At 71.1% G+C, this 25,061-nt stretch carries 19 protein-coding genes and 1 riboswitch; of the genes, 7 read left to right on the forward strand and 12 right to left on the reverse strand.

Annotated elements, in window-relative coordinates; all coding sequences use genetic code 11:
• Positions 1–45 precede the first annotated feature (45 nt).
• Entirely contained in the window at positions 46–1,293 is a 1,248-nt protein-coding gene (locus ACFU8W_RS31060) for an MFS transporter (RefSeq protein WP_345514306.1), read from the forward strand.
• The gene (locus ACFU8W_RS31065) at positions 1,250–2,572 is read left to right on the forward strand and encodes a D-arabinono-1,4-lactone oxidase (RefSeq protein WP_384044096.1); all 1,323 of its coding nucleotides are present in this window, start codon (positions 1,250–1,252) and stop codon (positions 2,570–2,572) included. The genes ACFU8W_RS31060 and ACFU8W_RS31065 overlap by 44 nt, the downstream gene beginning before the upstream one ends.
• Before the next feature lie 16 nt (positions 2,573–2,588).
• On the opposite strand, the gene ACFU8W_RS31070 is transcribed toward ACFU8W_RS31065, so the two are convergent.
• Positions 2,589–3,701, reverse strand: a complete 1,113-nt coding sequence (locus tag ACFU8W_RS31070) for a hypothetical protein (RefSeq protein WP_384044099.1) — start codon at positions 3,699–3,701, stop codon at positions 2,589–2,591.
• A 494-nt stretch (positions 3,702–4,195) separates the two neighbouring features.
• Between ACFU8W_RS31070 and sepH the strand changes: the two genes are divergently transcribed.
• Entirely contained in the window at positions 4,196–5,251 is a 1,056-nt protein-coding gene (gene sepH, locus ACFU8W_RS31075; RefSeq protein ID WP_384044103.1) for a septation protein SepH, read from the forward strand.
• A 100-nt stretch (positions 5,252–5,351) separates the two neighbouring features.
• On the opposite strand, the gene ACFU8W_RS31080 is transcribed toward sepH, so the two are convergent.
• A complete protein-coding gene (locus tag ACFU8W_RS31080) occupies positions 5,352–6,179 on the reverse strand; it encodes a sulfurtransferase (protein ID WP_384044106.1) in 828 nt (275 codons plus the stop codon).
• Positions 6,180–6,412: 233 nt separating this feature from the next.
• On the opposite strand from ACFU8W_RS31080, the gene ACFU8W_RS31085 reads away from it, so the two are divergent.
• Complete coding sequence (locus ACFU8W_RS31085; RefSeq protein WP_384044109.1) at positions 6,413–7,189, forward strand: VOC family protein; 777 nt, start codon at positions 6,413–6,415, stop codon at positions 7,187–7,189.
• Between the two features lie 193 nt (positions 7,190–7,382).
• On the opposite strand, the gene ACFU8W_RS31090 is transcribed toward ACFU8W_RS31085, so the two are convergent.
• The 4 genes from ACFU8W_RS31090 to ACFU8W_RS31105 all read right to left on the reverse strand — a co-directional run bounded on the left by ACFU8W_RS31090 (position 7,383) and on the right by ACFU8W_RS31105 (position 12,895).
• Positions 7,383–8,033 carry a thymidine kinase gene (locus tag ACFU8W_RS31090; protein ID WP_384044112.1) on the reverse strand — a complete coding sequence of 217 codons (651 nt, stop codon included), beginning with the start codon at positions 8,031–8,033 and terminating at the stop codon, positions 7,383–7,385.
• Positions 8,034–8,082: 49 nt separating this feature from the next.
• Positions 8,083–9,270, reverse strand: coding sequence for an alkaline phosphatase family protein (locus tag ACFU8W_RS31095; RefSeq protein WP_384044115.1), 1,188 nt, complete (start codon positions 9,268–9,270; stop codon positions 8,083–8,085).
• Complete coding sequence (locus ACFU8W_RS31100; RefSeq protein WP_327243968.1) at positions 9,270–9,866, reverse strand: DUF5998 family protein; 597 nt, start codon at positions 9,864–9,866, stop codon at positions 9,270–9,272. Before ACFU8W_RS31100 ends, ACFU8W_RS31095 begins: the two co-directional genes overlap by 1 nt.
• Positions 9,867–9,940: 74 nt before the next feature.
• Positions 9,941–12,895 (reverse strand): GNAT family N-acetyltransferase, encoded by a 2,955-nt coding sequence (locus ACFU8W_RS31105; RefSeq protein WP_384044118.1) that lies wholly within the window; start codon positions 12,893–12,895, stop codon positions 9,941–9,943.
• A 172-nt stretch (positions 12,896–13,067) separates the two neighbouring features.
• Here ACFU8W_RS31105 and ACFU8W_RS31110 point away from each other — a divergent pair, with 172 nt between their 5' ends.
• A complete protein-coding gene (locus ACFU8W_RS31110) occupies positions 13,068–13,349 on the forward strand; it encodes an HPr family phosphocarrier protein (protein ID WP_266980691.1) in 282 nt (93 codons plus the stop codon).
• A 191-nt stretch (positions 13,350–13,540) separates the two neighbouring features.
• Here the strand turns inward: ACFU8W_RS31110 and ACFU8W_RS31115 are convergent, their stop codons facing one another.
• The 4 genes from ACFU8W_RS31115 to ACFU8W_RS31130 all read right to left on the reverse strand — a co-directional run bounded on the left by ACFU8W_RS31115 (position 13,541) and on the right by ACFU8W_RS31130 (position 18,462).
• A complete protein-coding gene (locus ACFU8W_RS31115; RefSeq protein WP_384044122.1) occupies positions 13,541–14,260 on the reverse strand; it encodes a GntR family transcriptional regulator in 720 nt (239 codons plus the stop codon).
• A gap of 215 nt (positions 14,261–14,475) precedes the next feature.
• The gene (locus ACFU8W_RS31120; RefSeq protein ID WP_384044125.1) at positions 14,476–15,288 is read right to left on the reverse strand and encodes a M23 family metallopeptidase; all 813 of its coding nucleotides are present in this window, start codon (positions 15,286–15,288) and stop codon (positions 14,476–14,478) included.
• Between the two features lie 13 nt (positions 15,289–15,301).
• Positions 15,302–15,468: riboswitch (cyclic di-AMP (ydaO/yuaA leader) on the reverse strand.
• A 208-nt stretch (positions 15,469–15,676) separates the two neighbouring features.
• Positions 15,677–17,059 (reverse strand): M16 family metallopeptidase, encoded by a 1,383-nt coding sequence (locus ACFU8W_RS31125; RefSeq protein ID WP_384044282.1) that lies wholly within the window; start codon positions 17,057–17,059, stop codon positions 15,677–15,679.
• A gap of 26 nt (positions 17,060–17,085) precedes the next feature.
• The gene (locus ACFU8W_RS31130; RefSeq protein WP_345514317.1) at positions 17,086–18,462 is read right to left on the reverse strand and encodes a pitrilysin family protein; all 1,377 of its coding nucleotides are present in this window, start codon (positions 18,460–18,462) and stop codon (positions 17,086–17,088) included.
• 379 nt (positions 18,463–18,841) lie between these two features.
• Here ACFU8W_RS31130 and ACFU8W_RS31135 point away from each other — a divergent pair, with 379 nt between their 5' ends.
• A complete protein-coding gene (locus ACFU8W_RS31135; protein WP_384044128.1) occupies positions 18,842–21,292 on the forward strand; it encodes a DNA topoisomerase (ATP-hydrolyzing) subunit A in 2,451 nt (816 codons plus the stop codon).
• 24 nt (positions 21,293–21,316) lie between these two features.
• Here the strand turns inward: ACFU8W_RS31135 and ACFU8W_RS31140 are convergent, their stop codons facing one another.
• Both ACFU8W_RS31140 and ACFU8W_RS31145 read right to left on the reverse strand, forming a co-directional pair.
• Positions 21,317–22,420, reverse strand: a complete 1,104-nt coding sequence (locus ACFU8W_RS31140) for a CobW family GTP-binding protein (RefSeq protein WP_384044131.1) — start codon at positions 22,418–22,420, stop codon at positions 21,317–21,319.
• A gap of 23 nt (positions 22,421–22,443) precedes the next feature.
• The gene (locus tag ACFU8W_RS31145) at positions 22,444–23,604 is read right to left on the reverse strand and encodes a citrate synthase (RefSeq protein ID WP_384044286.1); all 1,161 of its coding nucleotides are present in this window, start codon (positions 23,602–23,604) and stop codon (positions 22,444–22,446) included.
• 112 nt (positions 23,605–23,716) lie between these two features.
• Here ACFU8W_RS31145 and ACFU8W_RS31150 point away from each other — a divergent pair, with 112 nt between their 5' ends.
• Positions 23,717–25,021, forward strand: a complete 1,305-nt coding sequence (locus ACFU8W_RS31150; RefSeq protein ID WP_384044134.1) for a citrate/2-methylcitrate synthase — start codon at positions 23,717–23,719, stop codon at positions 25,019–25,021.
• Positions 25,022–25,061: the final 40 nt, after the last annotated feature.

A 25,061-nucleotide genomic window follows, 5' to 3' on the forward strand; every position in this document is an offset into this window, starting at 1 on the left:
CACATCTCTGACACCCCGTGCGACCTCGCTGTACCGGAGCCCTCCTTGCCCAGTCCCTACCGCGCGATCTTCGCCGCCCCCGGCACCAAGGGGTTCTCGGCGGCCGGATTCCTCGGCCGGATGCCGCTGTCCATGATGGGCATCGGTGTGGTGACCATGGTGTCCCAGATCACCGGCCGTTACGGTCTCGCGGGCGCGCTCTCCGCGACGCTGGCGATGTCGGCGGCGGTGCTGGGACCGCAGGTCTCCCGGCTGGTCGACCGGCACGGGCAGCGCCGGATCCTGCGCCCCGTCACCCTCGTCGCGCTGGCGGCGGTGGCCGGGCTGCTGATCTCCGCGCAGCAGCGGCTGCCGGACTGGACCCTCTTCGTGTTCGCCGCCGGTGCCGGCTGCGTGCCCAGTGTGGGGTCGATGATCCGGGCCCGCTGGGCGGAGATCTACCGGGGCTCGCCGCAGCAGTTGCACACGGCGTACTCGTGGGAGTCGATCGTCGACGAGGTGTGCTTCATCTTCGGGCCGATCATCTCGATCGGTCTGTCCACTGCCTGGTTCCCGGAGGCGGGTCCACTGCTCGCCGCCGGGTTCCTGCTGGTCGGCGTCGTCTGGCTGACCGCCCAGCGCGCCACCGAGCCGGTCCCGCATCCGCGCGAGCAGCACACGGACGGCTCGGCGCTGCGCTCCCCCGGTCTCCAGGTGCTCGTGGGCACCTTCGTGGCGACCGGCGCGATCTTCGGTGCGGTCGATGTGGTGACGGTGGCCTTCGCCGAGGACCAGGGGCACAAGGCCGCGGCGAGCCTGGTGCTGGCCGTGTACGCGCTGGGGTCCTGCCTCGCCGGAGCCGTCTTCGGACTGCTCCGTCCCAAGGGGAGGGCGTCCACCAGGTGGCTGGTGGGGGTGTGCGCCATGGCCGTGAGTATGATCCCCCTCCAACTGGCCGGGAGCCTGCCGTTCCTGGCCGTGGCGCTCTTTGTCGCGGGTCTCGCCATCGCACCGACGATGGTCACCACCATGGCCCTCGTCGAGCAGCACGTACCGCGCACCAAGCTGACCGAGGGCATGACCTGGACCAGTACCGGGCTCGCGGTCGGCGTGGCGCTCGGCTCCTCGGCCGCCGGCTGGGTCGTCGACGCGTCCGGGGCGAAGGCGGGGTACGCGGTGCCCACCGTGGCGGGAGCGCTCGCGGCCGCGGTGGCGTTCCTGGGGTATCGCCGGCTGGCCAAGCCGGTTCCTACGGGAAGGCGCGGGGAAGATGACCGACACCTACGCACGGACGACGACGAGCGCGTGGCGTAACTGGGCGGGGAATGTAACCGCGCGTCCGGCACGGGCCGTCTCCCCCGCCTCCGTGGACGAGCTCGCCGAGGCGCTGCGCCGGGCGTCCGAGGACGGCCTGAAGGTGAAGCCGGTCGGCACCGGCCACTCCTTCACCGCGACCGCCGCCACCGACGGCCTGTTGATCCGCCCCGATCTGCTCACCGGCATCCGCGAGATCGACCGCACGGCGATGACGGTGACCGTCGAGGCCGGCACCCCACTGAAGCGGCTCAACGTCGCGCTCGCCCGGGAGGGCCTGTCGCTCACCAACATGGGCGACATCATGGAGCAGACCGTCGCCGGGGCCACCTCGACCGGCACCCACGGCACCGGCCGCGACTCGGCATCCATATCCGCCCAGATCCGCGCCCTCGAACTGGTCACGGCGGACGGCACGGTGCTGACCTGCTCCGAGAAGGAGAACGCCGACATCTTCGCCGTCGCCCGGATCGGGCTCGGCGCACTCGGTGTCATCACGGCGATCACGTTCGCCGTGGAGCCGGTCTTCCTGCTGACGGCCCGCGAGGAGCCGATGACCTTCGACAAGGTCACGGCCGACTTCGACGAACTGGTCGCCGAGAACGAGCACTTCGAGTTCTACTGGTTCCCGCACACCGGCAACTGCAACACCAAGCGCAACAACCGCAGCGCGGGCCCCGCCGCTCCGCCCGGAAAGGTCAGCGGCTGGATCGAGGACGAGCTTCTCTCCAACGGGATCTTCCAGGTGGCCTGTTCGCTCGGCCGGGCGGTCCCCGCCACCATCCCGTCGATCGCCAAGATCTCCAGCCGTGCCCTGTCGGCCCGTACGTACACCGACATCCCCTACAAGATCTTCACCAGCCCGCGCCGGGTCCGCTTCGTCGAGATGGAGTACGCCCTGCCGCGCGAGGCCGCGACGGAGGCGCTGCGCGAGGTCAGGGCGATGGTCGACCGCTCGCCCTTGCGGATCAGCTTCCCGGTGGAGGTCCGCACGGCCCCCGCGGACGACATCGCGCTCTCCACGGCCTCGGGCCGGGAGAGCGCGTACATCGCCGTCCATCTGTACAGGGGCACGCCCTACCAGGCGTACTTCACCGCGGTCGAGCGGATCATGACCGCGCACGGCGGCCGCCCGCACTGGGGCAAGGTCAACACCCGCGATGCGGAGTACCTGGCCGGGGTGTACCCACGGTTCGGCGAGTTCACCGCCGTGCGCGACCGGCTGGACCCGGGCCGGCTCTTCGCCAACGACTACCTGCGCCGGGTCCTGGGCGACTGACCGCCGCGGCGGCCGGTCACCGGCCGGTGCCCGTGCCGGTCGTGGCCGGTGCCTCCTGCCCCGGGGCGATGCCCGCACCGGTGGGGTCCGGGGCGACGCTGCTGGAGTCGCCGGACGCCGCCGGAGTGGGCGTGGGAGCCGGGGCCGTCGGACCGCCGCCCGAGTTCGACGGTGTGGGCGTGGGCGTGGGCTCGGCTGTGGACCGGTCGCCCTGGCCGGTGGCGGGACTCGGGCTCTGCCCGCCCTGCGAGTCCGCGCCCGGCGTCCCGCCGCTCTCCTGGCCGGGCGTCCGCCCCTGTTCCGGGCCGGTACTGACGGACGGTGCCGGGTCGGCGGGCTCCGATCCCCGCTCCCCGCCGCGTACGACGGATCCCACGGTCGTTCCCTGACCACCGCTCAGATCGCCGCCGGAGACGAGCTCGTACGTGGTGATCCCGGCCATCGAAACCGCGAAGACCGCCGCCGCCCCGACGGCCGATCGCTTCCAGCCGCGGATGCGGGTGCCGTGGGTGGTCGACGCGGAGAACTCCTCGTCCGGGGCCGCGCCGTGCGGCGCCGGACCCCGGGCCCCTTCCCCGGCGCGTGGCTCGAACAGCCGGGTCCTGTCCGTGTCGAGAGACGTGAGCAGCTGGGTCCTGTCCGTGTCGAGGGGCTTCAGCAGCTGGGTCTCGTGATCGGCGAGCGGCTTCAGCAGCTGCGTACGGTCCGGGTCGGACGCCACCGTGCGCAGCACCGCCGTTGCGTCCGCGGATCCGTCGGGCGACCGGTGGGCCGCCCATGTCTCGCGCTCCGCCACGTCGCGTGCCGCGCGTACCTCCTGCGGATCCGGCGCGCCGTACGCGTCCCGCATCTCACGCGTTCCGCGGGTCTCCCGGCCCGTGAACTTCGCCTGGACCGTGACCTCACGGATCTGCTCGCCCGTGCGACGGAAGAAGTGCTGGAAGACCGAGCCGCCGCAGGTGGCGACGATGCTCATCACTCCGGCGCCGAGAATCGTTCCGTACACGCCCAGTTGCGAGGCCGCCACTGCCGCCGCGACCGCTGCCACTGCACTGCCGGCAACCTGCGGCAGGCTCAGATCGATACGCCTCTCTCTGGGTTCTGTGTCACTTTCCGGCTTCTGCACCATTTCCAGCCCTTGATTGACATCTCTCCCACCATGCAACAGGAAGGGACAATCGGGCGAAGTGAATAGTTCCACTTCAGGTGATTCTGTGAAGCAGGACACGCATCATGGGCATTTCGCGGCCAGTTGGGTAGGTGGACACCCGCATCCGCCGAGAACTTCGGCGGCGCGCCGGTCCACCCACGTGGCCCGAATGGAGTACTGTGACGAGCCCTGGGCCGAACTCCCACGTGGGGTCCGGGACCTTCGGGACGGGGCCGAAGGAGGCACTCGATCCGGCGGCGCCGCGGCATCGCACGGGGGCCAGCTACGCCGGGTGACATTTGGTCACTCAGTGTTGCACAAAGGTCACCGTGTCATACCGGCGATCAAGGGCTCACGCCCGACACGCCGGGCAACACGGCAATGTTGTGGCAGGCTGCACCCGGGCAGGCCACACTCGACTAGCGGAAGCAGCGACGCACGTGACGTCGGCAGGCACCACCCGGGAGGTCCCCATGCCCGAACTGCGTGTCGTGGCCGTCTCCAACGACGGCACACGACTGGTGCTCAAGGCTGCGGACAGCACGGAGTACACGCTTCCGATCGACGAGCGGCTGCGCGCCGCTGTGCGCAACGACCGCGCGCGGCTCGGCCAGATCGAGATCGAGGTGGAGAGCCATCTCCGCCCCCGCGACATCCAGGCCCGGATACGAGCCGGTGCCTCCGCGGAGGAGGTCGCTCAGTTCGCCGGGATTCCGGTCGACCGTGTCCGTCGCTTCGAGGGCCCCGTCCTCGCGGAGCGCGCCTTCATGGCCGAGCGGGCCCGGAAGACTCCCGTGCGCCGTCCCGGCGAGAACACCGGCCCCCAGCTCGGCGAGGCGGTGCAGGAGCGCCTCCTGCTGCGCGGCGCCGACAAGGAAACCGTCCAGTGGGACTCCTGGCGTCGTGACGACGGCACCTGGGAAGTCCTGCTGGTGTACCGGGTCGCGGGCGAGCCGCACTCGGCGAGCTGGACGTACGACGCGCCGCGACGGCTGGTCCAGGCCGTGGACGACGAGGCGCGTTCCCTGATCGGCGAGACCGACGATGTCGCCGCGCCCGAGCCGAGCTTCCCGTTCGTGCCCCGGATCGCCCGGCTGCCGCGCGACCGGCCGCTGGACCGTGCGCTCGACCGTCAGATGGAACGGCCCGCTCCGCCGCCTCCGCCCGAGCCGGAGGAGCACATCGTCGGAGTCTCGTCCGGTGAGCGTGACTCACTGACCAGCCTGCTGGAGGCCGTACCGAGCTTCCGTGGCGACATGGTGGTGCCGGAGCGGCCCGAGCCGCCGCCGACCGAGCCCGCCGCACAGGAGCCGGAGGCCGACGAGCCGCCGGCCGCGGCAGCTTCAGCGGGCGCCGGTTCCGCTTATGCGGATGTGCTGATGCCGCGCGCGGTGGCCGGTCACCGCGACCGGTTGACCGGGACGACGGACCGCCAGGCGGAGGCGGACGGTGTCCGTCCGGGCCGCCGGGCCGCGGTGCCGAGCTGGGACGAGATCGTCTTCGGCACCCGCCGCAAGAAGCAGGACTGACCCGGGTGACCGTGGCATGACGAGGGCCCGTACGCCGCTGCGTACGGGCCCTCGTGCGGTCTGCTTCCGGAACCGAAGGCGGCAGTTCCGGATGGCGCCGCTACTGCGGGTCGGGGCCCGTGGCCACCGGCCGGGACTCGTCGGCGGACCACTCGGACCAGGAGCCCGCGTACAGCGCGGCGGGGATTCCCGCGACGGCCAGGGCCAGCACCTCGTGCGCGCCGGAGACCCCGGAGCCGCAGTAGACGCCGACTTCCGGCGCCCCGTCCGTGCCGAGCTCCTTGAAGCGGGCGGCCAGCGCCTCCGCGGGCAGGAACCGCCCGTCACCACCCGTATTCTCGGACGTCGGGGCCGAGACCGCTCCGGGGATGTGACCGCCGACCCGGTCGATCGGCTCCACGTCGCCGCGGTAGCGCTCCGCGGCCCGCGCGTCGAGCAGCAGTCCGGAGCGGGCCAGGGCCGCCGCGCCTTCCGCGTCCAGCAGGGGCAGCGCACCCGGTTCAGGCCTGAAGTCGCCCTCGGCCGGGGTGGGCGACTCGGTGGAGAGCTCGCCGTCCCAGGCGGCGAGACCGCCGTCCAACACGCGGACGTCCGGGTGGCCCGTCCAGCGCAGCAGCCACCAGGCGCGTGCCGCGGCCCAGCCCTGACCGCCGTCGTACACCACGACCGGAGTGTGACGGGAGACTCCGGCGCGGCGCATCACGGCGCCGAATTCCTCGGGGTCGGGCAGTGGATGGCGGCCGCCGCTGCCTGGCGGACCGGCGAGTTCCGCGTCCAGATCGACAAAGACCGCACCGGGGATGTGCCCGGCCTCGTAGTCGGGACGGCCGTGCGGTCCACCGAGCTGCCAACGCACGTCCAGGAGCACCGGCGGACGTGGCCCCGCCGACTCGCTCGCATATTCGAATGCGGAGATGATGGGCTTCATGGGTGCCATCCTCGCGCAACAGCCTGCTCACCTGTACCAACATTGAAACGGACGTACCGCATCAAAACGGACTTCCTCTGTCGAGATCCGGGAACATGCGGCGCGGCCGGGGCGCATCGCGCGCCGGGTGGTGCAAGCATCTGCACGGGGCGTACACATCCCGCACCGCCGGTCGGCGCGTCGGCCCCGTTCCCCCCGTACGGCCACCACGATGGTCCGAGGAGAGAGTGACGATGACCGAGGCTGCCGTTCGGCGCACACCCGGAACACCTTGCTGGGTGAGCCTGATGGTGCACGGCCTGTCCACGACCCAGAAGTTCTACGCCGAGCTGTTCGGCTGGGAGTTCGGGCCCGGCCCGCAGCAGCTGGGCCCGTACGTGCGGGCACTGATCGACGGGAAAGAGGTCGCGGGCATCGGGCAGCTGCCGCCGGAACGGCACCTGCCGGTCGCCTGGACGACCTATCTGGCCACCGACGACGCCGACGTCACGGCGGAGACGATCCGGTCCTGCGGCGGCACCGTCGCCGTGGGACCGCTGGACGCCGGCGAGGCCGGACGGCTCGCCATCGCCTCCGACCCCAGCGGTGCGGTCTTCGGGATCTGGCAGGCCGCCGCGCACCTCGGTACGGCGCTGGCGCGGGTCCCCGGCACCCCGGTCTGGAACGAGCTGGTGACCCGCGAAACCTCGACGGTCGCCAAGTTCTACCAGGCGGTCTTCGGCTACGACGTCGAGGCGGTGGTCTCGGCCGACTTCGACTACCAGACCCTGCACCTGAGCGGCCGCCCGGTGGCCTCGCTGCACGGCGTCGGCCGCGCCCTGCCGCGCGACCGGGGTCCGCACTGGATGACGTACTTCGAGGTCGTCGACACCGACGAGGCAGCCGCGCGGGTGGTGGACCTCGGGGGGCACGTACTGCAGCCCCCGCGTGACGGGTCGAGCGGGCGCGTGGCGACGGTCGCGGACCCGGAGGGCGCCGCCTTCACGATCGTACGGTCGGAGGATCGGTGACCCCCTGCGCCGCGGGCTACCGGGTCCGCCGGGTCGCCTGAGCCCCTTCCGTACGCGCGGTCCCGCCACCGGTCCCCACCGGCGAGCGCCGGTTCGATGCGCAGCAGGACGTTCGGCCACCCGTCGCCCATGCCGTCCCTCAAGCGCGCGAAGACACGGCCTGGAAGGGGAGCTCCGCGCGTCCGGCGGCGGCTCAGCCGGACGTCACCGGAAGGACGTCCGGCGACAGCGCGCCCGCACGGGCCGTCGCACTGGTCATCCTGCGCTGGTGGTGCCGCCTGCACAGCACCTCGTAACCGACCTCGTCCGCCTGCTGGTTGACGTCCCCCACCACGACCTGGGCCCCTTCGACGACCATCTCGCCGCCCACCGTGCGGGCGTTGTGCGTCGCCCGTGCGCCGCACCAGCACAGCGCCTCGACCTGAAGGGTCTCGACCCGGTCGGCCAGTTCGATGAGGCGCTGGGACCCGGGGAACAGCTTCGTCCGGAAATCGGTGGTGATACCGAACGCGAAGACGTCCAGGCCCAGGTCGTCGACGATCCGGGCGAGCTGGTCGATCTGTACGGGGGCGAGGAACTGGGCCTCGTCCACGATCACGTAGTCCGCCCGGCCGCCACGGGTGACGTGGTCGACGAGATGGGCGTACACATCCATGCCCTCATCGGCCTCGACGGCCTCCGTGACGAGCCCCAGCCGCGAGGAGAGCTTGCCCTCGCCCGCCCGGTCGTCCCGGGTGAAGATGACGCCCTGCAGCCCGCGCGCCGACCGGTTGTGGCCGATCTGCAGCGCCAGCGTGCTCTTTCCGCAGTCCATCGTTCCGGAGAAGAACACAAGCTCGGGCATGACGGGGTGAACACCTTTCGGTTCAGGGGGGCAAGAGGAGAAAAACGGGTTACGAGCGTACTTCGAGGAGCGGGACGAGCTGCTCGACGGGGGTCATCGAGCCGTGCATGCCCACCATCGCCGATTCGTGCGGCTCCTGGACGGACGCGGTGACCACCACGTCGTCGCGGGCGGCCGCCACCACATCGCCGATCCTGCCGTACACCCGCTCGTCGACCTGCGGACCGAACCAGCCGGCCGCGATCGCCTCGTCCCGGCTCGCCACCCAGAACTGCTCGCCGAGCACTTCCTGCCAGACAGTCAGCACATCGGCCTCGGCGCCGGGGACCGCGTACACATGGCGGGCCCGGCCCTCGCCGCCGAGCAGGGCGACGCCCGCGCGCAGCTCCCAGTCCTCGTCGAAGTCGATCCGGGACTGTTCGTCGAACGGGATGTCGATCATGCCGTGGTCGGCGGTGATGTACAGCGCCGAGCGGGGCGGGAGCTGCTCGGCAAGGCGCTGCACGAGACCGTCGACGTACATCAGCTGGCCGCGCCAGGCATCGGAGTCGACGCCGAACCGATGCCCCTTGCCGTCGACCTCGCTGTAGTAGGTGTAGACGAGCGACCGGTCACCGGCGGCGAGCCGGTCCGCGGCCAGGTCCATCCGCTCCTCGCCGGAGAGCCTGCCGTGGAACGTGCCGCCGCTCAGCGCGACCTCGGTGAGCGGGGTGTGCTGGAAGGTCGGGGCGGAGACCTGCGCGGTCGCCACACCGGCCTCGTCGGCGAGCCGGAAGACGGTGGGGTACGGCTGCCAGACCGCCGGCGAGGTCCAGGGCTTCCAGCGGAGCTGGTTCATCAGCTCGCCGGTCTCCGGATTACGGGCGGTGTAGCCGGGAAGACCGTGTGCGCCGGGCGGCAGCCCCGTACCGACCGAGGCGAGCGAGGTCGCGGTGGTGGCCGGGAAGCCCGCCGTGAGGGGACGGCCCGTGCCCCCGCGAGAGGTGGGGAGCAGGGAGTACAGATACGGCGCCTCGTCCGGATGGGCCTTGATCTGCTCCCAGCCGAGTCCGTCGATCAGGAAGACGCAGTTCCGGTCCGCGGGGCTGAGCTCCGGGATCGCCGCCGTGAAACCGGGCACACCCTGTCCGGCGACGAGCGTCGGCAGCAGATCGGCAAGCGAACCGCTGCCGTACGCGGGGACGGGGGCGGTGTCGAGAGGGAGCAGAACGGGGTCCTGCCAGGCCGGCTGGGCCATCAGCGACCGTTGGCCGCGGTCGCGGCCGTCGCCTCGGAGAGCGACTGGGCGAAGGCAAGGGTCTGCCGCACCGTGTCCGGGCCGTCACCGGCCTCGCTGACACGCAGGCTCAGATCGTCGGCGGTGGAGCTGCCGGTGTAGCCGTGGTCCGCCTCGCAGTTGGGGTCGCCGCAGGCGGCGGGCTCCAGGTCGATGCGGGAGACCGCGCCCCAGCCGATGGTCAGGACGACCTCGCGGGGCAGTGTGCCCGGGACGTACTTCTCCGGGTCGGCCACAACGCGGCTGACCACCACCGACGAGATCCGGTCCAGCTTGACGGACTCGGTGGAGGTGGTGGCGTACGGCGACGGGGAACTGGTGTCCGCGTTCTGCTCGTCGGTGTGGCTGACGATGAAGCGGTTGTCCGTCAGGACCAGGACCGTGACGTGCCTGCGCACCTCGTTGGAGTCGAAGGTCGTCTCCTGGTGCACCAGGTACGAGGCGACCGGCTCACCGCCGACGGCGGCCTCCACCGCCTCGGCCACAAGGGCCGGGTAGTAGCCGCTGCGCTCGATCGCCGCGCGCAGCCCCTGGGTCGTCGTACCGGTCTTCGCCATACGGACCATCCTACGGGGGGCGGATGACTGCCGGGGACGCTGTGGACGGGGCCTGCGGCAGATCGTCCGTGGATTCAGTAGTTGGGCAGGCGACGGGGGCCCAGGTCGGTACGGGCCGGTGGCGGCGACAGCCGGACGGCAGCGCCGAGGACGGTCAGCCCCTGCGTGGCGACCACGACCGGTTCCAGTGCGACGGAGACCACCTCGGGATGGTCGTCGACCAGCCGGGACACCCTCAGCAGCAGTTCCTCGAGCGCCGCGGTGTCGACGGGCGCCGCACCCCGCCAGCCGAAGAGGACCGGGGCCGCCCGGATGGACCGGATCAGTTCGGCGGCGTCGCGGTCGGTGGCCGGCACGAGGCGGTGGGCGGTGTCCCCGAGAAGTTCGGAGGGCGCTCCCGCGAGACCGAAGGAGAGGACGGCGCCCGCCGCCGGGTCGATCGTGGCCCGTACGACGGTGTCCACGCCGCGCGGTGCCATGGACTGGACGACCGGCTGCAGCTCGGCGGGCTTGCCGAGCAGGTCGGTCAGCTCGCCGTAGGCCCGGCGCAGCGCGGTCTCGTTGGCGAGATCGAGCCGGACGCCACCGAGGTCGGCGCGGTGGCGCAGATGAGGTGCGGTGGTCTTGAGCGCCACCGGATAGCCGAGCCGAGCAGCCGCGGCGACGGCGGCGTCCGGGTCGGGGGCGGGGAGCGTCGGCCGTACGGAGATGCCGTAGCGGCCCAGGAGTTCGCGCGCCTCCTCGTGGCTGAGCTGACGGCCCCGGGGATCGGGGTCGGGCCCGAGGAGTGCGTCGATACGGTCGGCGGCGCCGGCCTCGTCGATGGTGTCGTCGAGGAACTCGGGCACCTTGCCGGGCACAGCGGCCTGCCGCCGCCACTGCGCATACTTCACCGCCTCGGCGAGGGCACGGACGGCACGCTCGGCGGCGGGGTAGGCGGGGATGCGGCCGGTGGAGGGAGCGGACGGCGTGGGGACACCGGAGCCGGGGGCGTGGGGCCGAGCCGGGGGATTCGGCGGAGCTGAGGTGGCCGGGGTGCCGGTGATGCCCGGCGTGGCCGAAGCGCCTGTGGTGCTCGTGACGCTCGGGGTGCCGTTGCCGTCCGCCGCGGCGGAAGCACCCGGGGCAGCCGTCGCGGCCACCCGCGGCGCCGCGACCGTGCTGCTGGCGACCGCGAGCGCCTCCGCCAGGCCGCCGATCTCCACGTGGACCACGGCCACCGGCTTGGCCGGCCCCGTGGCCGCCGCCGTGCGCAGCGCGGCGGCCAGTACCTCGCCGTCGCCCTTTTCCGCCTGGCCGTTCTCCCCGACCCACGGGATCGCCGTCACGATCACCGCGTCGCAGCCCCGGTCGGCGAGTGCCTCCGCCAGCGCATCCCGGAAGTCCTGCGGGGTGGCCGCGGTGGTGAGGTCGCGGGGCGGGCGCGGGCGCAGCCCCTCGGCCAGGCAGGCGTCGTACGTGAGGAGGCCCAGAGACTCGGAGTTGCCGAGGATCGCGACCCGGGGACCCGCCGGGAGCGGCTGGTCGGCGAGGAGCAGACCCGCGTCGACCATCTCCGTCACCGTGTCGACGCGGATCACGCCCGCCTGCCGCATGAGCGCGGAGACCGTCGCGTCCGGGATACGGCTGATCGGCACCGCATGACCGGGCGGGGTGCTGCCGCTGTGCCGGGCCCCCTTCACCACGACGACCGGCTTCACCGCTGCGGTGCGCCGCGCGAGGCGGGTGAACTTCCGCGGGTTGCCGAGGGATTCGAGGTAGAGCAGGGCGACGTCGGTGTTCGGGTCCTCGTACCAGTACTGAAGGAAGTCGTTGCCCGAGATGTCGGCGCGGTTGCCCGCGGAGATGAACGTGGACAGGCCCGCGCCGCGCCGGTAGAGCCCGGAGAGCAGGGCGATGCCGATCGCGCCCGACTGCGTGAACAGACCGATGCGCCCCGGGGCGGGCGGCTCGGGGGCGAGGGAGGCGTTCAGCCGTACGCCGTCCGCGTTGTTGATGATCCCGAAAGCGTTGGGGCCGATGATGCGCATGCCGTACGAGCGGGCCTGGCGGACCAGTTCGCGCTGCCTTTCCCTGCCTTCGGCACCCCATTCGGCATATCCGGCAGAGAGGACGACGAGGCCCTGGACGCCGTGTTCGCCGCAGTCGGCGACGGCCTCCGGGACCCGGTCCGCGGGCACGGCGACGACCGCGAGGTCCACCGGTTCGCCGATGTCGCCGATGGAGCGGTGTGCGGGGACGCCGTCGATCGTTCCCTGGTCGGCGTCGAACGAGCTGTTCACGGCGTACGTACGGCCGGTGAAGCCCGCACCGAGGAGGTTGCGCAGAACCGTGCGGCCGACCCCGCCGGGGGTACGGCCGGTGCCGATGACGACGACGGACCCGGGTGTGATCAGCCGCTGGACCGACCGCGCCTCCGCCCGCTGCTCGCGGGCGCGCTGGACGGCGAGGGATTCGGCGGTCGGTTCGAGGTCGAGGGTGAGATGAACGGCGCCTTCCTCGAAGCTGCGCTGCTGGGTGTACCCGGCGTCGCGGAACACCTTGATCATCTTGTTGTTGGCGGGCAGCACCTCGGCCGCGAAGCGCCGGATGCCGCGCTCACGCGCCACTGCGGCGATGTGTTCGAGGAGCGCCGATGCCACGCCGCGGCCCTGGTGCGCGTCCTGGACGAGAAAGGCGACCTCGGCCTCGTCGGCAGGGGCGGAGGCCGGCCGGCCGGCCGCGTCGATCCGGTCGTAGCGGACGGTGGCGATGAACTCGCCGCCGACCGTGACGGCGAGCCCCACCCGGTCGACGTAGTCGTGATGGGTGAAGCGGTGGACGTCCTTGGCGGACAGGCGGGGGTAGGGAGCGAAGAACCGGTAGTACTTCGATTCGTCCGAGACCTGCTCGTAGAAGCTGACCAGGCGCTCGGCATCGTCCGTGGTGATGGGCCTGATGCGTGCCGTACCGCCGTCGCGGAGCACCACATCCGCTTCCCAGTGGTCGGGGTACGCGTGGTGCGGACTCTGCTCCGGCGTGGGCTGCATGGGCAAAGCCTACGGGGCGGTCAGCGGTCGCGTAGGGCCTGGAGCCGGGGCAGTCTGAGAGCTCCGATCGGCCGTGCGGCACGGGCTGGGGCCGGGTCGCGGGTCGGCGGGAGCACAGCGCACTGCGTGAGAGACTGGTCTAGACAACCATTGATTCGTGAAGGGCAGAACCATGGCTGAGCGCCGCGTCAATGTCGGTTGGGCCGAGGGCCTGCACGCCCGCCCCGCTTCCATCTTCGTCCGTGCCGCCACGGCCTCCGGCGTCCCCGTGACGATCGCCAAGTCCGACGGCACCCCGGTGAACGCCGCCTCCATGCTCGCGGTGCTCGGTCTCGGCGCGCACGGCGGCGAGGAGATCGTGCTCGCCTCCGAGGCGGACAACGCGGAAGCCGCGCTCGACCGTCTGGCCAAGCTGGTCACCGAGGGGCTCGAGGAGCTCCCGGAGACCGTCTGATTCCAGGGTTCCGATCAGGGGAAGCCTTTCCGGCAGATTCCTGTCGGGTCTATTTCTGTGGCGGAGCCGCGGCACCCCCAACCGGGGCCGCGGCTCCTTCGTTTTCGGATACCGATAATACATTCGGAGCGAATTCAGACAGCCCAAAGAAAGCCCCGCGCATTCACTTCTCTTTGTATACGGCGCATGTGTTAATGCCGACCGCCCGCGGTGTTTACGGCATGTTGCGAAGTCCTCACCCGGCCGCCGGAGCGGGGGGCGCGGACGTCGCGGCCCGGGGCGCCGCCCGCGCGGCGCAGTCGGTGCGCGGCGGTGGTCCGCTCGGCGTGCTGGGCGGCCAGCGCCCTGGCCCGTTCCGCGTCCCCGCGCGCCACGGCGTCCACGATGGCTCCGTGCTCGGCCCAGGAATCGGCGGGGCGGGCCGGCTGCTCGACCGCGTACATCCAGGCGATCTTGTGCCGTAGCTGGGTGAGCAGCGCGATGAGCCCGGGGCTGCCGGACGCCTGGGCGAGGGTCTCGTGGAACCAGCCGCCCAGCGAGCGCAGGTCCTCCCCCTCGCCCCGCCGTGCTCTCTCCTGACCCAGCCTGACCAGGCCGCGGAGCACCTTGAGGTGCGCCTCGGTGCGGCGTTGCGCGGCACGGGCCGCACCCAGCGGCTCCAGCAGCATCCGTACCTCCAGAAGGTCGGCGGCCTCCTGTTCGGTGGGCTCGGCGACGCAGGCACCCGCATGCCGGCGAGTGACCACGAAGCCCTCGGACTCCAGGGTGCGCAGCGCTTCCCGCACCGGGACACGGGAGACCCCGTAACGACGCGCGAGCAGCTCCTCGGTGAGTCTGCTGCCGTGCTCGAAGACACCGGAGACGATGTCGTCACGGATTGCCGTGCATACCGATTGCGCCGGAATGCGCATGTCCGAACCTCCGCCTTAATCCCCGCGAAACGCGGCCGATCGACGCCTGTTCTGTGACTCTATTGCAATGCGGCTGCATTTCCGACGCCGGGCCGAAAACCATGAATATCTTTTGGCCCGGGGCCGGTTCTGCGGGGCGGTTCGGCAGGGGCGGACACGACGAAGGCCCCGGCGGGAAACCGGGGCCTTCGCGGTGTTGCGGAGGGAACGTCGGGTCAGACGTTCACACCATGGGCGCGCAGGTACGCCACGGGGTCCATGTCGGAGCCGTACGAGGGCGTGGTGCGGGCCTCGAAGTGGAGGTGCGGTCCGGTGGAGTTGCCGGTCGAGCCGGAGAGGCCGATCTGCTGGCCCGCGCCGACGCTCTGGCCGACGGAGACGCCGATCGAGGAGAGGTGACCGTACTGGGTGTACGTGCCGTCCGTCATCCGCAGCACGATGTTGTTGCCGTATGCGCCGCCCCAGCCCGCCTCGACGACCGTGCCGGCGCCGACGGCGACGACGGAGCTTCCGGAGGCCGCGTGGAAGTCGATGCCCGAGTGCCTGCCGGAGGACCAGAGGGCACCGCTCGACTTGTAGCCGGTGGTGACGTACGAACCGGCGACCGGGAGCTGGAAGGAGCCCAGGCGGGTGCGCTCGGCGGAACGGGCGGCGCGGGCCTTCGCGTCGCGGGCCGCCTTGGCGCGGGCCTCGGCCTCGGCCTTGGCCTTCGCCGCCGCCTCGGCCTTCGCCTTGGCCTTGGCCTTGGCTGCCGCGGCGGCCTTCGCCTTCGCGGCGACGTCGGCCTGGCGCTTCTGCACGTCGGCCTGGGTGGCCACCTGGTCGGCGAGGGCACCCTCGATGGCGATGATCTGGGTCAGGCCGGTCTCACTGACGGAGGGGGCCTCGGCATCCGTGGCGAGGGCCGGAGAGGCCAGTCCGCCGATGACGCCGGTGGTCGCCAGCGTCGCGACTCCGGCGATGCGCGCGCTCCTGCGCGTCAGGCGGCTCGGGGCACGGTGCTTCCCGGTGGGGCGGGTGAACGCCATGAAGTAGCTGGTCCTTTCCTTCCTTCTCGCCTACCGGGTTAGCTGACGGGTTCGGAGCAGGAAGGTCTCCTACGGATCCCCGGCCTCACAGGAGGTCGCGGCATCCGATTCACCCCAGGGACTGCGTGGGTCCCCGGCTCCCCGGGCTCGCGCCTGACGGGGACTCGGCGATCACTGCCCGGCGCCACGGATGCGGCATACGAGTGACGGACAGCGGAGCCGACGCTAGGCGGGGGCACTTTCATTCACCAAACGGACAGGGCGTTTTGTAGCGCATCCCACAGGGCAAGCGATGAGCTTTCATCTCAAATCAGACAAAAGAGAAGACCCTGGCGAGAAGTGACTCGCCAGGGTCTCTCTTTGTCCCTCTTTGCGGGACTTTGGCGCATCAGCCGGTGACGACCGACACCTCTCCGATGCCCAACGCCCTGACCGGCTCCTCGATCTGCGCGGCGTCGCCGACGAGAATCGTGACCAGCCGGTCCACGGGGAAGGCGTTGACCACGGCTGCGGTCGCCTCGACCGTGCCGGTCTCGGCCAGGCGGGCGTACAACTGTGCCTGGTAGTCGTCCGGGAGGTGCTGCTCGACCTGGTCGGCGAGCGTGCCTGCGACGGAGGCAGCCGTCTCGAACTTCAGCGGGGCGACACCCACGAGGTTCTGCACAGCGGTCTCGCGCTCGGCGTCGGTCAGCCCCTCGGCCGCCAGCGTCCGCAGGACCTTCCACAGGTCGTCGAGCGCCGGTCCGGTGGACTCCGTGTCCACCGAGCCGCTGATCGCCAGCATCGCCGCGCCGGTCGCACCGGAGGCGGAGTCCGGGGCCGTCGAGCGCAGGACCTGCCCGAAGGCCCGGACGCCGTAGGTGTACCCCTTCTCCTCGCGCAGCACCCGGTCCAGCCGGGAAGTGAGCGTGCCGCCCAGGCAGTAGGTGCCGAGGACCTGGGCCGGCCACACGCTGTCGTGCCGGTCGGCGCCGATGCGGCCGATCAGCAGCTGCGTCTGCACGGCGCCCGGACGGTCGACGATCACCACGCGGCCGGTGTCGTCGGCGGTGATCGGCGGGACCGGACGGGGCTCCACAGTGTTCCCGGTCCAGTCGCCGATGGTGTCGGCGAGCAGGGCGTCCAGGTCGATACCGGTGAGGTCACCGACGACGACGGCGGTCGCGGTGGACGGCCGGACATGGGCCTCGTAGAAGGCGCGCACGGCCGCGGAGTCGATCCGCTCCACCGTCTCCTCGCTGCCCTGGCGCGGGCGCGACATCCGCGACGTGGCCGGGAAGAGCTCCTTGGAGAGCTGCTTGGCGGCACGCCGGGCCGGGTTGGCCTGCTCGTGCGGAATCTCGTCGAGCCGGTTGTTCACCAGTCGCTCGACCTCGCTGTCGGCGAACGCGGGCGCCCGCAGCGCCTCGGCGATCAGCCCGAGCGCCTTGGCCAGCCGAGAAGCCGGGACCTCCAGGGAGACCCGCATGCCGGGATGGTCGGCATGCGCGTCGAGGGTGGCGCCGCAACGCTCCAGCTCGGCGGCGAACTCCTCGGCGGAGTGCTTGTCCGTGCCCTCGGAAAGGGCCCGCGCCATGATCGTGGCCACGCCGTCGAGGCCCTCGGGCTCGGCGTCCAGCGGGGCGTCGAGGAAGATCTCGACCGCGACGACCTGCTGGCCGGGACGGTGGCAGCGCAGCACCGTCAGCCCGTTGGGCAGGGCGCCGCGCTCGGGGGCGGGAAAGGCCCAGGGCCTGGCCGTGCCGGGGGCCGGCTGCGGGTGGTACTCCATCGAAACTCCAGTCGCGGCAGCGTCGGTCACTTGTCCGCCCCTTCGTGCGCGTCGGTGTCGGTGTCCGTCTCGTCGGCTTCCGCGTCGGCGGATTCGGCCGGCTCGACCGGCTCGTAGACGAGCACCGCCCGGTTGTCGGGACGCAGCTGGGCCCTGGCCGCCGCCTGGACCTCCTCCGCGGTGACGTCGAGGACCCGCTGGACGGCGGTCAGGGCGAGCTGCGGGTCCCCGAACAGCACGGCGAACCGGCAGAGTTCATCGGCGCGGCCCGCGACCGTACCGAGCCGGTCCAGCCACTCGCGCTCCAACTGTGCCTGAGCACGCTCCATTTCCTCGGGCGTGGGGCCCTCGGCGGCGAACCGGGCCAGCTCCTCGTCGACCGCGGCCTCGATCTGCGCCACCTCGACACCGCCGGACGCCTTCACGTCCAGCCAGCCGAGCGAGGGCGCGCCGGCCAGCCGCAGCAGCCCGAAACCTGCCGCAACGGCCGTGCGGTCGCGGCGGACCAGGCGGTTGTGCAGCCGGGAGGACTCGCCGCCGCCGAGCACGGTCAGCGCGAGATCCGCGGCGTCGCACTCCCTGGTGCCGTCGTGCGGCAGCCGGTAGGCGGCCATCAGGGCCCGGGCCGGGACCTCCTCGTGGACCTCTTCGCGCAGCTGCTCGCCGATGATCTCGGGGAGCGTGCCGTCGCGCGGCGGCTGCTTGCCGTCGTGGGACGGGATGGAGCCGAAGTACTTCTCGATCCAGGCGAGCGTCTGCTCCGGGTCGATGTCGCCGACGACCGACAGCACCGCGTTGTTGGGTGCGTAGTACGTACGGAAGAAGGTCCGCGCGTCGTCGAGCGTCGCCGCGTCCAGGTCGGCCATCGAGCCGATCGGGGTGTGGTGGTACGGGTGGCCCTCGGGATAGGCGAGGGCGGTCAGCCTCTCGAACGCCGTACCGTACGGAACGTTGTCGTACCGCTGGCGGCGCTCGTTCTTGACGACGTCCCGCTGGTTCTCCATGGACTCGTCGTCGAGCGCGGCGAGCAGCGAGCCCATCCGGTCGGCTTCGAGCCACAGGGCCAGTTCCAGCTGATGCGTGGGCATCGTCTCGAAGTAGTTGGTGCGTTCGAAGCTGGTCGTCCCGTTGAGGGAGCCGCCGGCGCCCTGCACCAGCTCGAAGTGTCCGTTCCCCTTGACCTGTCCGGAGCCCTGGAACATCAGGTGCTCGAAGAGGTGAGCCAGACCCGTGCGCCCCTTGACCTCGTGGCGCGACCCGACGTCGTACCAGAGGCACACCGCGGCGACCGGGGTCAGATGGTCCTCGGAGAGCACCACGCGCAGGCCGTTGGCCAGGCGGTGCTCGGTCGCTGTCAAGCCGCCGGAGCCGGCCTGGGCTGTGGCCGTGTGACCCATGGGCATGTACGTCCCTTCGATCGCGATACTGGATTTCCTGCGAGACCTGCCACTGTAAGCAAGCGCACCGACACCTGGCGAAGTTCCCGTGCCGTGGAAGTTCGCGTGAAAGAGCGCCAGGTCCTGTCCGGCCGATCTTCGTGGATCGGTCTGCGGCGTATGGTGCGGTGCATCGCGAGGCGGAGGATCGTGCTCGTACTGGACATACGTGGACGACTGAAGAGAACGCGGCGAGGTGCCGTGCCGGACGTTGCGGGCCCACGAAGACCGGTTGGACAGGGCCTAGGGACGGGGCGAGGTCGGCGTTGTCAGTGCGGCGGTCCACAATGGTCCGCGTCAGAACCAGAGGTTGCCCGAACAGATCTGTGAAGGAGTCGCAGCAGCGATGGCCCGCCGCAGTACGAAGACCCCGCCGCCGGACGACTTCGAGGAGAAGATCCTCGACATCGACGTCGTCGACGAAATGCAGGGCTCCTTCCTCGAGTACGCGTACTCGGTGATCTACTCACGGGCCCTGCCGGACGCCCGCGACGGCATGAAGCCGGTGCACCGCCGCATCGTGTACCAGATGAACGAGATGGGGCTGCGCCCCGACCGCGGCTATGTGAAGTGTGCCCGCGTCGTCGGCGAGGTCATGGGCAAGCTGCATCCGCACGGCGACGCGTCGATCTACGACGCGCTGGTCCGGATGGCGCAGCCGTTCTCGATGCGGCTCCCCCTCGTCGACGGGCACGGCAACTTCGGCTCGCTCGGCAACGACGACCCGCCGGCCGCCATGCGGTACACCGAGTGCCGGATGGCCGACGCCACGTCGCTGATGACGGAGTCGATCGACGAGGACACCGTCGATTTCCAGTCGAATTACGACGGCCAGGAGCAGGAGCCGGTCGCCCTCCCGGCCGCGTATCCGAACCTCCTGGTCAACGGCTCGTCCGGGATCGCGGTCGGCATGGCGACCAATATGCCGCCGCACAACCTGGGCGAGGTCATCGCCGCCGCCCGCCATCTGATCAGGCATCCGGGCGCGGACCTGGAGACCCTGATGCGGTTCGTCCCCGGACCCGACCTGCCGACCGGTGGCCGGATCGTGGGCCTCGGCGGGATCAAGGACGCGTACGCGGCCGGGCGTGGCACCTTCAAGATCCGTGCCACGGTCGCCGTGGAGAACGTGACGGCCCGCCGCAAGGGCCTGGTCGTCACCGAACTGCCCTTCTCCGTCGGCCCCGAGAAGGTGATCTCCAAGATCAAGGACCTGGTCTCGGTGAAGAAGCTCCAGGGCATCGCCGATGTCAAGGACCTCACCGACCGCGAGCACGGTCTGCGCCTGGTCATCGAGGTCAAGAACGGCTTCGTGCCCGAGGCCGTGCTGGAACAGCTCTACAAGCTGACGCCGATGGAGGAGTCCTTCGGCATCAACAATGTGGCGCTGGTCGACGGGCAGCCGCTCACGCTGGGTCTCAAGGAGCTCCTCGAGGTCTACCTCGACCACCGCTTCGACGTGGTGCGGCGCCGCAGCGAGTTCCGCCGGACCAAGCGCCGGGACCGGCTGCACCTGGTCGAGGGCCTGCTCGTCGCGCTGATCGACATCGACGAGGTCATCCGGCTCATCCGGTCCAGCGACAATTCCGCGCAGGCCAAGGAGCGGCTCATCGAGCACTTCTCGCTGAGCGAGATCCAGACGCAGTACATCCTGGACACCCCGCTGCGCCGGCTGACCCGGTTCGACCGGATCGAGCTGGAGAGCGAGCGGGACCGGCTCAACGCCGAGATCGACCAGCTGACGACGATCCTCGAATCGGACGCCGAGCTCCGCAAGCTGGTCTCCACCGAACTGGCCGCGGTCGCGAAGAAGTTCGGTACCGACCGGCGTACGGTGCTGCTGGAGTCGGCCGGTTCGCAGGTCGCCTCGGTGCCGCTGGAGGTCGCGGACGACCCGTGCCGGGTGCTGCTGTCCTCGACTGGTCTGCTGGCCCGTACGGCCACCGGCGACCCGATCGTCGTCGCCGAGGACGCCAAGCGCGCCAAGCACGACGTGATCGTGTCGGCCGTGCCGGCAACGGCGCGTGGCGATGTCGGCGTGGTGACGTCGACAGGGCGGCTGCTGCGGCTCGCGGTGATCGACCTGCCCCAGCTGCCGGACACCCATGCCGCGCCGAATCTTTCGGGCGGGGCACAGGTCTCGGAGTTCCTCACGCTGGAGACCGGTGAGGAGGTCATCTGCCTCACCACGCTCGACGAGTCCTCCCCCGGCCTGGCGATCGGCACCCTGCAGGGCGTCGTCAAGCGGGTGGTGCCGGACTATCCGGCCAACAAGGACGAACTGGAGGTCATCACCCTCAAGGACGGTGACCGGATCGTCGGCGCCGCCGAACTGCGTACGGGCGAGGAGGACCTCGTCTTCATCACGTCCGACGCACAGCTGCTGCGCTACCCGGCGGCCCAGGTACGGCCGCAGGGCCGGCCGGCGGGCGGCATGGCAGGCGTGAAGCTGGCGCAGGGCACCGAGGTGCTCTCGTTCGGCGCGGTGGACCTGGCGGCGGACGCGATGGTGTTCACGGTGGCGGGCTCGCACGGTACGCTGGACGACTCGGTACTGACGGCGAAGCTCACGCCGTTCGACCAGTACCCGCGCAAGGGCCGGGCCACCGGTGGCGTGCGCTGTCAGCGCTTCCTCAAGGGGGAGGACGTCCTGGTGTTCGCCTGGGCGGGTGCGGTCCCGGCACGGGCGGCGCAGAAGAACGGCACCCCGTCCGAACTGCCGGAACCGGATCCGCGGCGCGACGGTTCGGGGACGCCGCTGGCCAAGCCGGTCGCGGTGATCGCCGGACCGGTGTAGCCGGCGGGATTCCGTCGGTCGGTTTCAGTCGGCCGGCTGTTGTACGTAGCGCAGGACGCCCCACATGCTCTGCTCATGTGCGGCGTCCTGCGTCATGTCCGGCGCCGGCCCGGCTTCCACCGGCGGTTCGGCGCTCTCGCGGCAGTCGGCCAGTTCCTTGTGCAGGGCGTCCGGGGCGATGCCGGAGCCGATCAGCACCAGCTGGGTGAGGCGCGGTTCGTCGCGCTTCCAGGGCTGCGGGGTGAACCTCAGGAACCGGCCGACCGCATGCACCTCGTACTTGTTGCCGCGGTCTCCCGCGCCGAAGTCGACGTACCCCTTGATCCGGTAGAGGCCCTCCGGCCGGGAGTCGAGAAACTCCATCGTCCGGCGGGGGTTCATGGGTACATCGGCGCTGAACGAGACACTCTCGTACGTGGCGTGCAGATGCCCCGCGTGCGTCTCGACGCCCTCCTCGTCCAGCAGGAGGTCCTCGAAGGAGAGCTGACGCATCCGCTCCTCGCCGTCCGGCCGCAGCGCCGGGTCGAAGAGCAGCTCCGGGTCGATGCGTCCGTACGCGGCGGGGACAACGGCCGCCCTGCTGCCGGTCGCCGCAACGGCGTCCCGGATGCGGTCCTGCTCCTCGTCCGTGACCCGGTCCGTCTTGTTCAGCACGACGAGGTCGGCGACGCCGAGGTGCCGGTCGATCTCCGGATGGCGCTCCCGGACGGCGTCGAACTCGGCGGCGTCGACGAGCTCGACCAGTCCCCCGTACACGATCTGCGGGTTGTCGCTGGCCAGCAGCATGCGCACGAGCTCCTGGGGTTCCGCGAGTCCGCTCGCCTCGATAACGATCACGTCGAGGCCGACGGCGGGGCGGGTCAGCGTCTCCAGGTAGGTGTCGAGTTCGCTCGCGTCGACGGCGCAGCACAGACATCCGTTGCCCAGTGAAACAGTCGAGCCGACCTGCCCCGAGACGGTCATGGCGTCGATCTCGATCGAACCGAAGTCGTTGACGATCACGCCGATCCGGTTCCCCGCACGGTGCCGGAGCAGGTGGTTGAGCAGGGTCGTCTTGCCGGAACCCAGGAATCCCGCCAGGACGATGACAGGGATCTGCTGCTTGCGGTGCAAAGACGACGGGCTCAACGGTGGCCTTCCTCGGAGGGACCTCAGGGCGCCGGTACCGGCTGCGGCGGGGGCGGACCGATGTAGCGGGCCGCCGGGCGGATGATCTTCGAGTCCTCCGCCTGCTCCAGGATATTGGCGCTCCAGCCGACCACACGCGCCGCACAGAAGGTCGGCGTGAACATCTCACGCGGCAGCCCGCACAGCTCCATGACGACCCCGGCGTAGAACTCCACGTTGGTGTGGAGCTCTCGGCCCGGCTTGAGCTCGGCGAGGATCTCCTCGACCTGCCGTTCCACCTCGACGGCGAAGTCGACCAACGGTCCGCCGAAACCCTGGGCGATCCCGCGCAGCATGCGTGAGCGCGGGTCCTCGGTGCGGTAGACGGGATGGCCGAAGCCCATGATCCGCTCGCCCGCCAGCACACGCTCGCGGATCCAGCCGTCGATGCGGTCGGGAGTACCGATCGCGTCCAGGGTGTCGAGCGCCCGGCTGGGCGCTCCACCGTGCAGCGGTCCCGAGAGTGCGCCGACGGCCGCCACCAGGCAGGCGGCGACGTCCGCACCGGTGGAGGCGACGACCCGGCCGGTGAAGGTCGAGGCGTTGAAGCCGTGGTCGACGGTGGAGATCAGGTACTGCTCGACGGCCCTGACGCGGGCGCGGTCCGGCACGGACCCGGTGAGCATGTAGAGGTAGTTGGCGGCGTACGGCAGATCGTCGCGCGGTTCGACCGGTTCGAGGCCCTGCCCGAGCCGGTGCAGTGCGGTCAGCACCGTGGGTACGGCGGCGCAGGCGGCCAGGGCGTCATTGCGGCGCCCCTCCCCGTCGATGTCGTACACCGGGCGGAATCCGGCCGAGGCGCCGAGCAGCGACAGGGCGGTGCGCAGCCCGGCAAGCGGTCCTGAGACGGCCCCCGCACGGGCTATGGCCGGCAGGGCGTCCCGTACGTCCGCCGGCAGCCGCCGCAGGGCGGCGGTGCGCGCGGCGAAGTCGGCACGGGCGGCCGGACCGGGCAGCTCGCCGTGGAACATCAGGTACCAGACGTCCTCGAAGCTGCGGGTCCGTGCGAGTTCGATCGCCGAGTACTGCCGGTAGTGGTAGAAGCCCTCGCGCCCCCGGACGTCACCGAGAGCGGTGTCCGTGACGACGACACCCGCGAGGCCGCGAGGTACATCGAGCGGGGTTCCGTTGGTCATGGTCGGCATCTCTTCCTCCGCGAACTTCTCTGCTGAAGCCAGATCGATATTGATTCGACTGTCCATGGTTGACTTAAGTGCTGTCAATATTGATTGAATCAATATGGATACGGTGAGCAGCATGAAGGATCAAGCAGCCCCCGGCGACGGTCCGGCCGGGGCGACCACGGATCGGCTCACCACGCGCGAGACGGCCGAGCGCCTGGGGGTGAAGCCCGAGACGGTGTACGCGTACGTCAGCCGGGGCCAGTTGAGCAGCAGGCGCGCGCCCGGCGGCCGCGGCAGTACGTTCGACGCCGCGGAGGTCGATGCGCTGCTCCGGCGCACCGGACGCAGGGAACCCTCCCCCGTCACCGGAGACCTGGTGTTCCGCACCGGCATCACGCTGATCGAGGGCGACCGGTACTACTTCCGCGGTGTCGACGCGACCGAACTGGCCACGCACTACGCCTACGAGGAGATCGCCGAATGGTTGTGGACCGGTGATCTCCGGCCAGGCACGCGCTTCACCGCGCCTGCCGAGGCCCTGGCCGCGGCGCGCCGCACGGTGGATGCGCTGCCCGCACACAGCGGGTCCACGGACCGGCTGCGGGTCGCGGTCGTGGCCGCGGCCACCGCGGATCCGCTGCGCTTCGACCTCTCCCCCGAGGCGGTACTCGGCAGCGCGCGAAGCCTGATTCCCACCCTGGTCGGCGCGCTGCCGACATCGACCGGCGCACCGACGACGACCGGCCATGAGGCCGCTTCGCAGACACCCGGGCTGGCACGCCGGCTATGGCCGAAACTCACCGCCCACCCGGCCGACGCGGCGTCGCTCACCGTGCTGGACGCGGCTCTCGGCCTGCTGATCGACCATGATCTGGCTGCCTCGACGCTGGCCGCCCGCGTCGCCGCATCCGCGCATGCCCATCCGTACGCGGTGGTCTCCGCGGGCCTCGGCGTCCTGGAGGGCCCCCTGCACGGCGCCGCGAGCGGGCTGGCACACAGGATGCTCGTCGAGGTCCTGGAGCGGGGCAGCGCGGCCCCGGTTGTCGCCGACCATCTCCGCGCCGGCCGCAGGGTGCCGGGACTCGGGCACCGGCTCTACACCGCCGAGGATCCGCGGGCGCGGGCGCTGTTCGCCCTGCTCGCGCAGGTCCCGCAGGCGGCGCCCGCACTGGCCGCGGCGCGCGACGTGGTCACCACGACCGCGCGCCACACCCCGCTGCACGCCAACGTCGACCTGGCGCTCGCCGTGCTCTCGGTCTCGTCCGGAATGTCCGCCGAGGCGGGTGAGACGGTGTTCGCGGTGTCCCGAACAGCGGGCTGGATCGCGCATGCGCTGGAGGAGTACGGGGAACGCCCGCTGCGGATGCGCCCCAGCGGCCAGTACAGCGGCCCTCGCCCCCCTCAGCCGCTGCCCGGTCCGGGATCGGCCACGACATAGGGGATCGACCGCAATAGATAGCTCATGAGCCGCAAAATAA

The organism is Streptomyces sp. NPDC057565, assembly GCF_042801455.1.
Taxonomy (GTDB): domain Bacteria; phylum Actinomycetota; class Actinomycetes; order Streptomycetales; family Streptomycetaceae; genus Streptomyces; species Streptomyces yanii.

Coding starts and splice junctions, on each gene's coding strand:
- ACFU8W_RS31065 (WP_384044096.1), top strand. CDS start 1,250: ATGACCGACACCTACGCACGGACGACGACGAGCGCGTGGCGTAACTGG.
- ACFU8W_RS31070 (WP_384044099.1), bottom strand. CDS start 3,701: ATGGTGCAGAAGCCGGAAAGTGACACAGAACCCAGAGAGAGGCGTATC.
- sepH (WP_384044103.1), top strand. CDS start 4,196: ATGCCCGAACTGCGTGTCGTGGCCGTCTCCAACGACGGCACACGACTG.
- ACFU8W_RS31080 (WP_384044106.1), bottom strand. CDS start 6,179: ATGAAGCCCATCATCTCCGCATTCGAATATGCGAGCGAGTCGGCGGGG.
- ACFU8W_RS31085 (WP_384044109.1), top strand. CDS start 6,413: ATGACCGAGGCTGCCGTTCGGCGCACACCCGGAACACCTTGCTGGGTG.
- ACFU8W_RS31090 (WP_384044112.1), bottom strand. CDS start 8,033: ATGCCCGAGCTTGTGTTCTTCTCCGGAACGATGGACTGCGGAAAGAGC.
- ACFU8W_RS31095 (WP_384044115.1), bottom strand. CDS start 9,270: ATGGCCCAGCCGGCCTGGCAGGACCCCGTTCTGCTCCCTCTCGACACC.
- ACFU8W_RS31100 (WP_327243968.1), bottom strand. CDS start 9,866: ATGGCGAAGACCGGTACGACGACCCAGGGGCTGCGCGCGGCGATCGAG.
- ACFU8W_RS31105 (WP_384044118.1), bottom strand. CDS start 12,895: ATGCAGCCCACGCCGGAGCAGAGTCCGCACCACGCGTACCCCGACCAC.
- ACFU8W_RS31110 (WP_266980691.1), top strand. CDS start 13,068: ATGGCTGAGCGCCGCGTCAATGTCGGTTGGGCCGAGGGCCTGCACGCC.
- ACFU8W_RS31115 (WP_384044122.1), bottom strand. CDS start 14,260: ATGCGCATTCCGGCGCAATCGGTATGCACGGCAATCCGTGACGACATC.
- ACFU8W_RS31120 (WP_384044125.1), bottom strand. CDS start 15,288: ATGGCGTTCACCCGCCCCACCGGGAAGCACCGTGCCCCGAGCCGCCTG.
- ACFU8W_RS31125 (WP_384044282.1), bottom strand. CDS start 17,059: ATGGAGTACCACCCGCAGCCGGCCCCCGGCACGGCCAGGCCCTGGGCC.
- ACFU8W_RS31130 (WP_345514317.1), bottom strand. CDS start 18,462: ATGCCCATGGGTCACACGGCCACAGCCCAGGCCGGCTCCGGCGGCTTG.
- ACFU8W_RS31135 (WP_384044128.1), top strand. CDS start 18,842: ATGGCCCGCCGCAGTACGAAGACCCCGCCGCCGGACGACTTCGAGGAG.
- ACFU8W_RS31145 (WP_384044286.1), bottom strand. CDS start 23,604: ATGCCGACCATGACCAACGGAACCCCGCTCGATGTACCTCGCGGCCTC.
- ACFU8W_RS31150 (WP_384044134.1), top strand. CDS start 23,717: ATGAAGGATCAAGCAGCCCCCGGCGACGGTCCGGCCGGGGCGACCACG.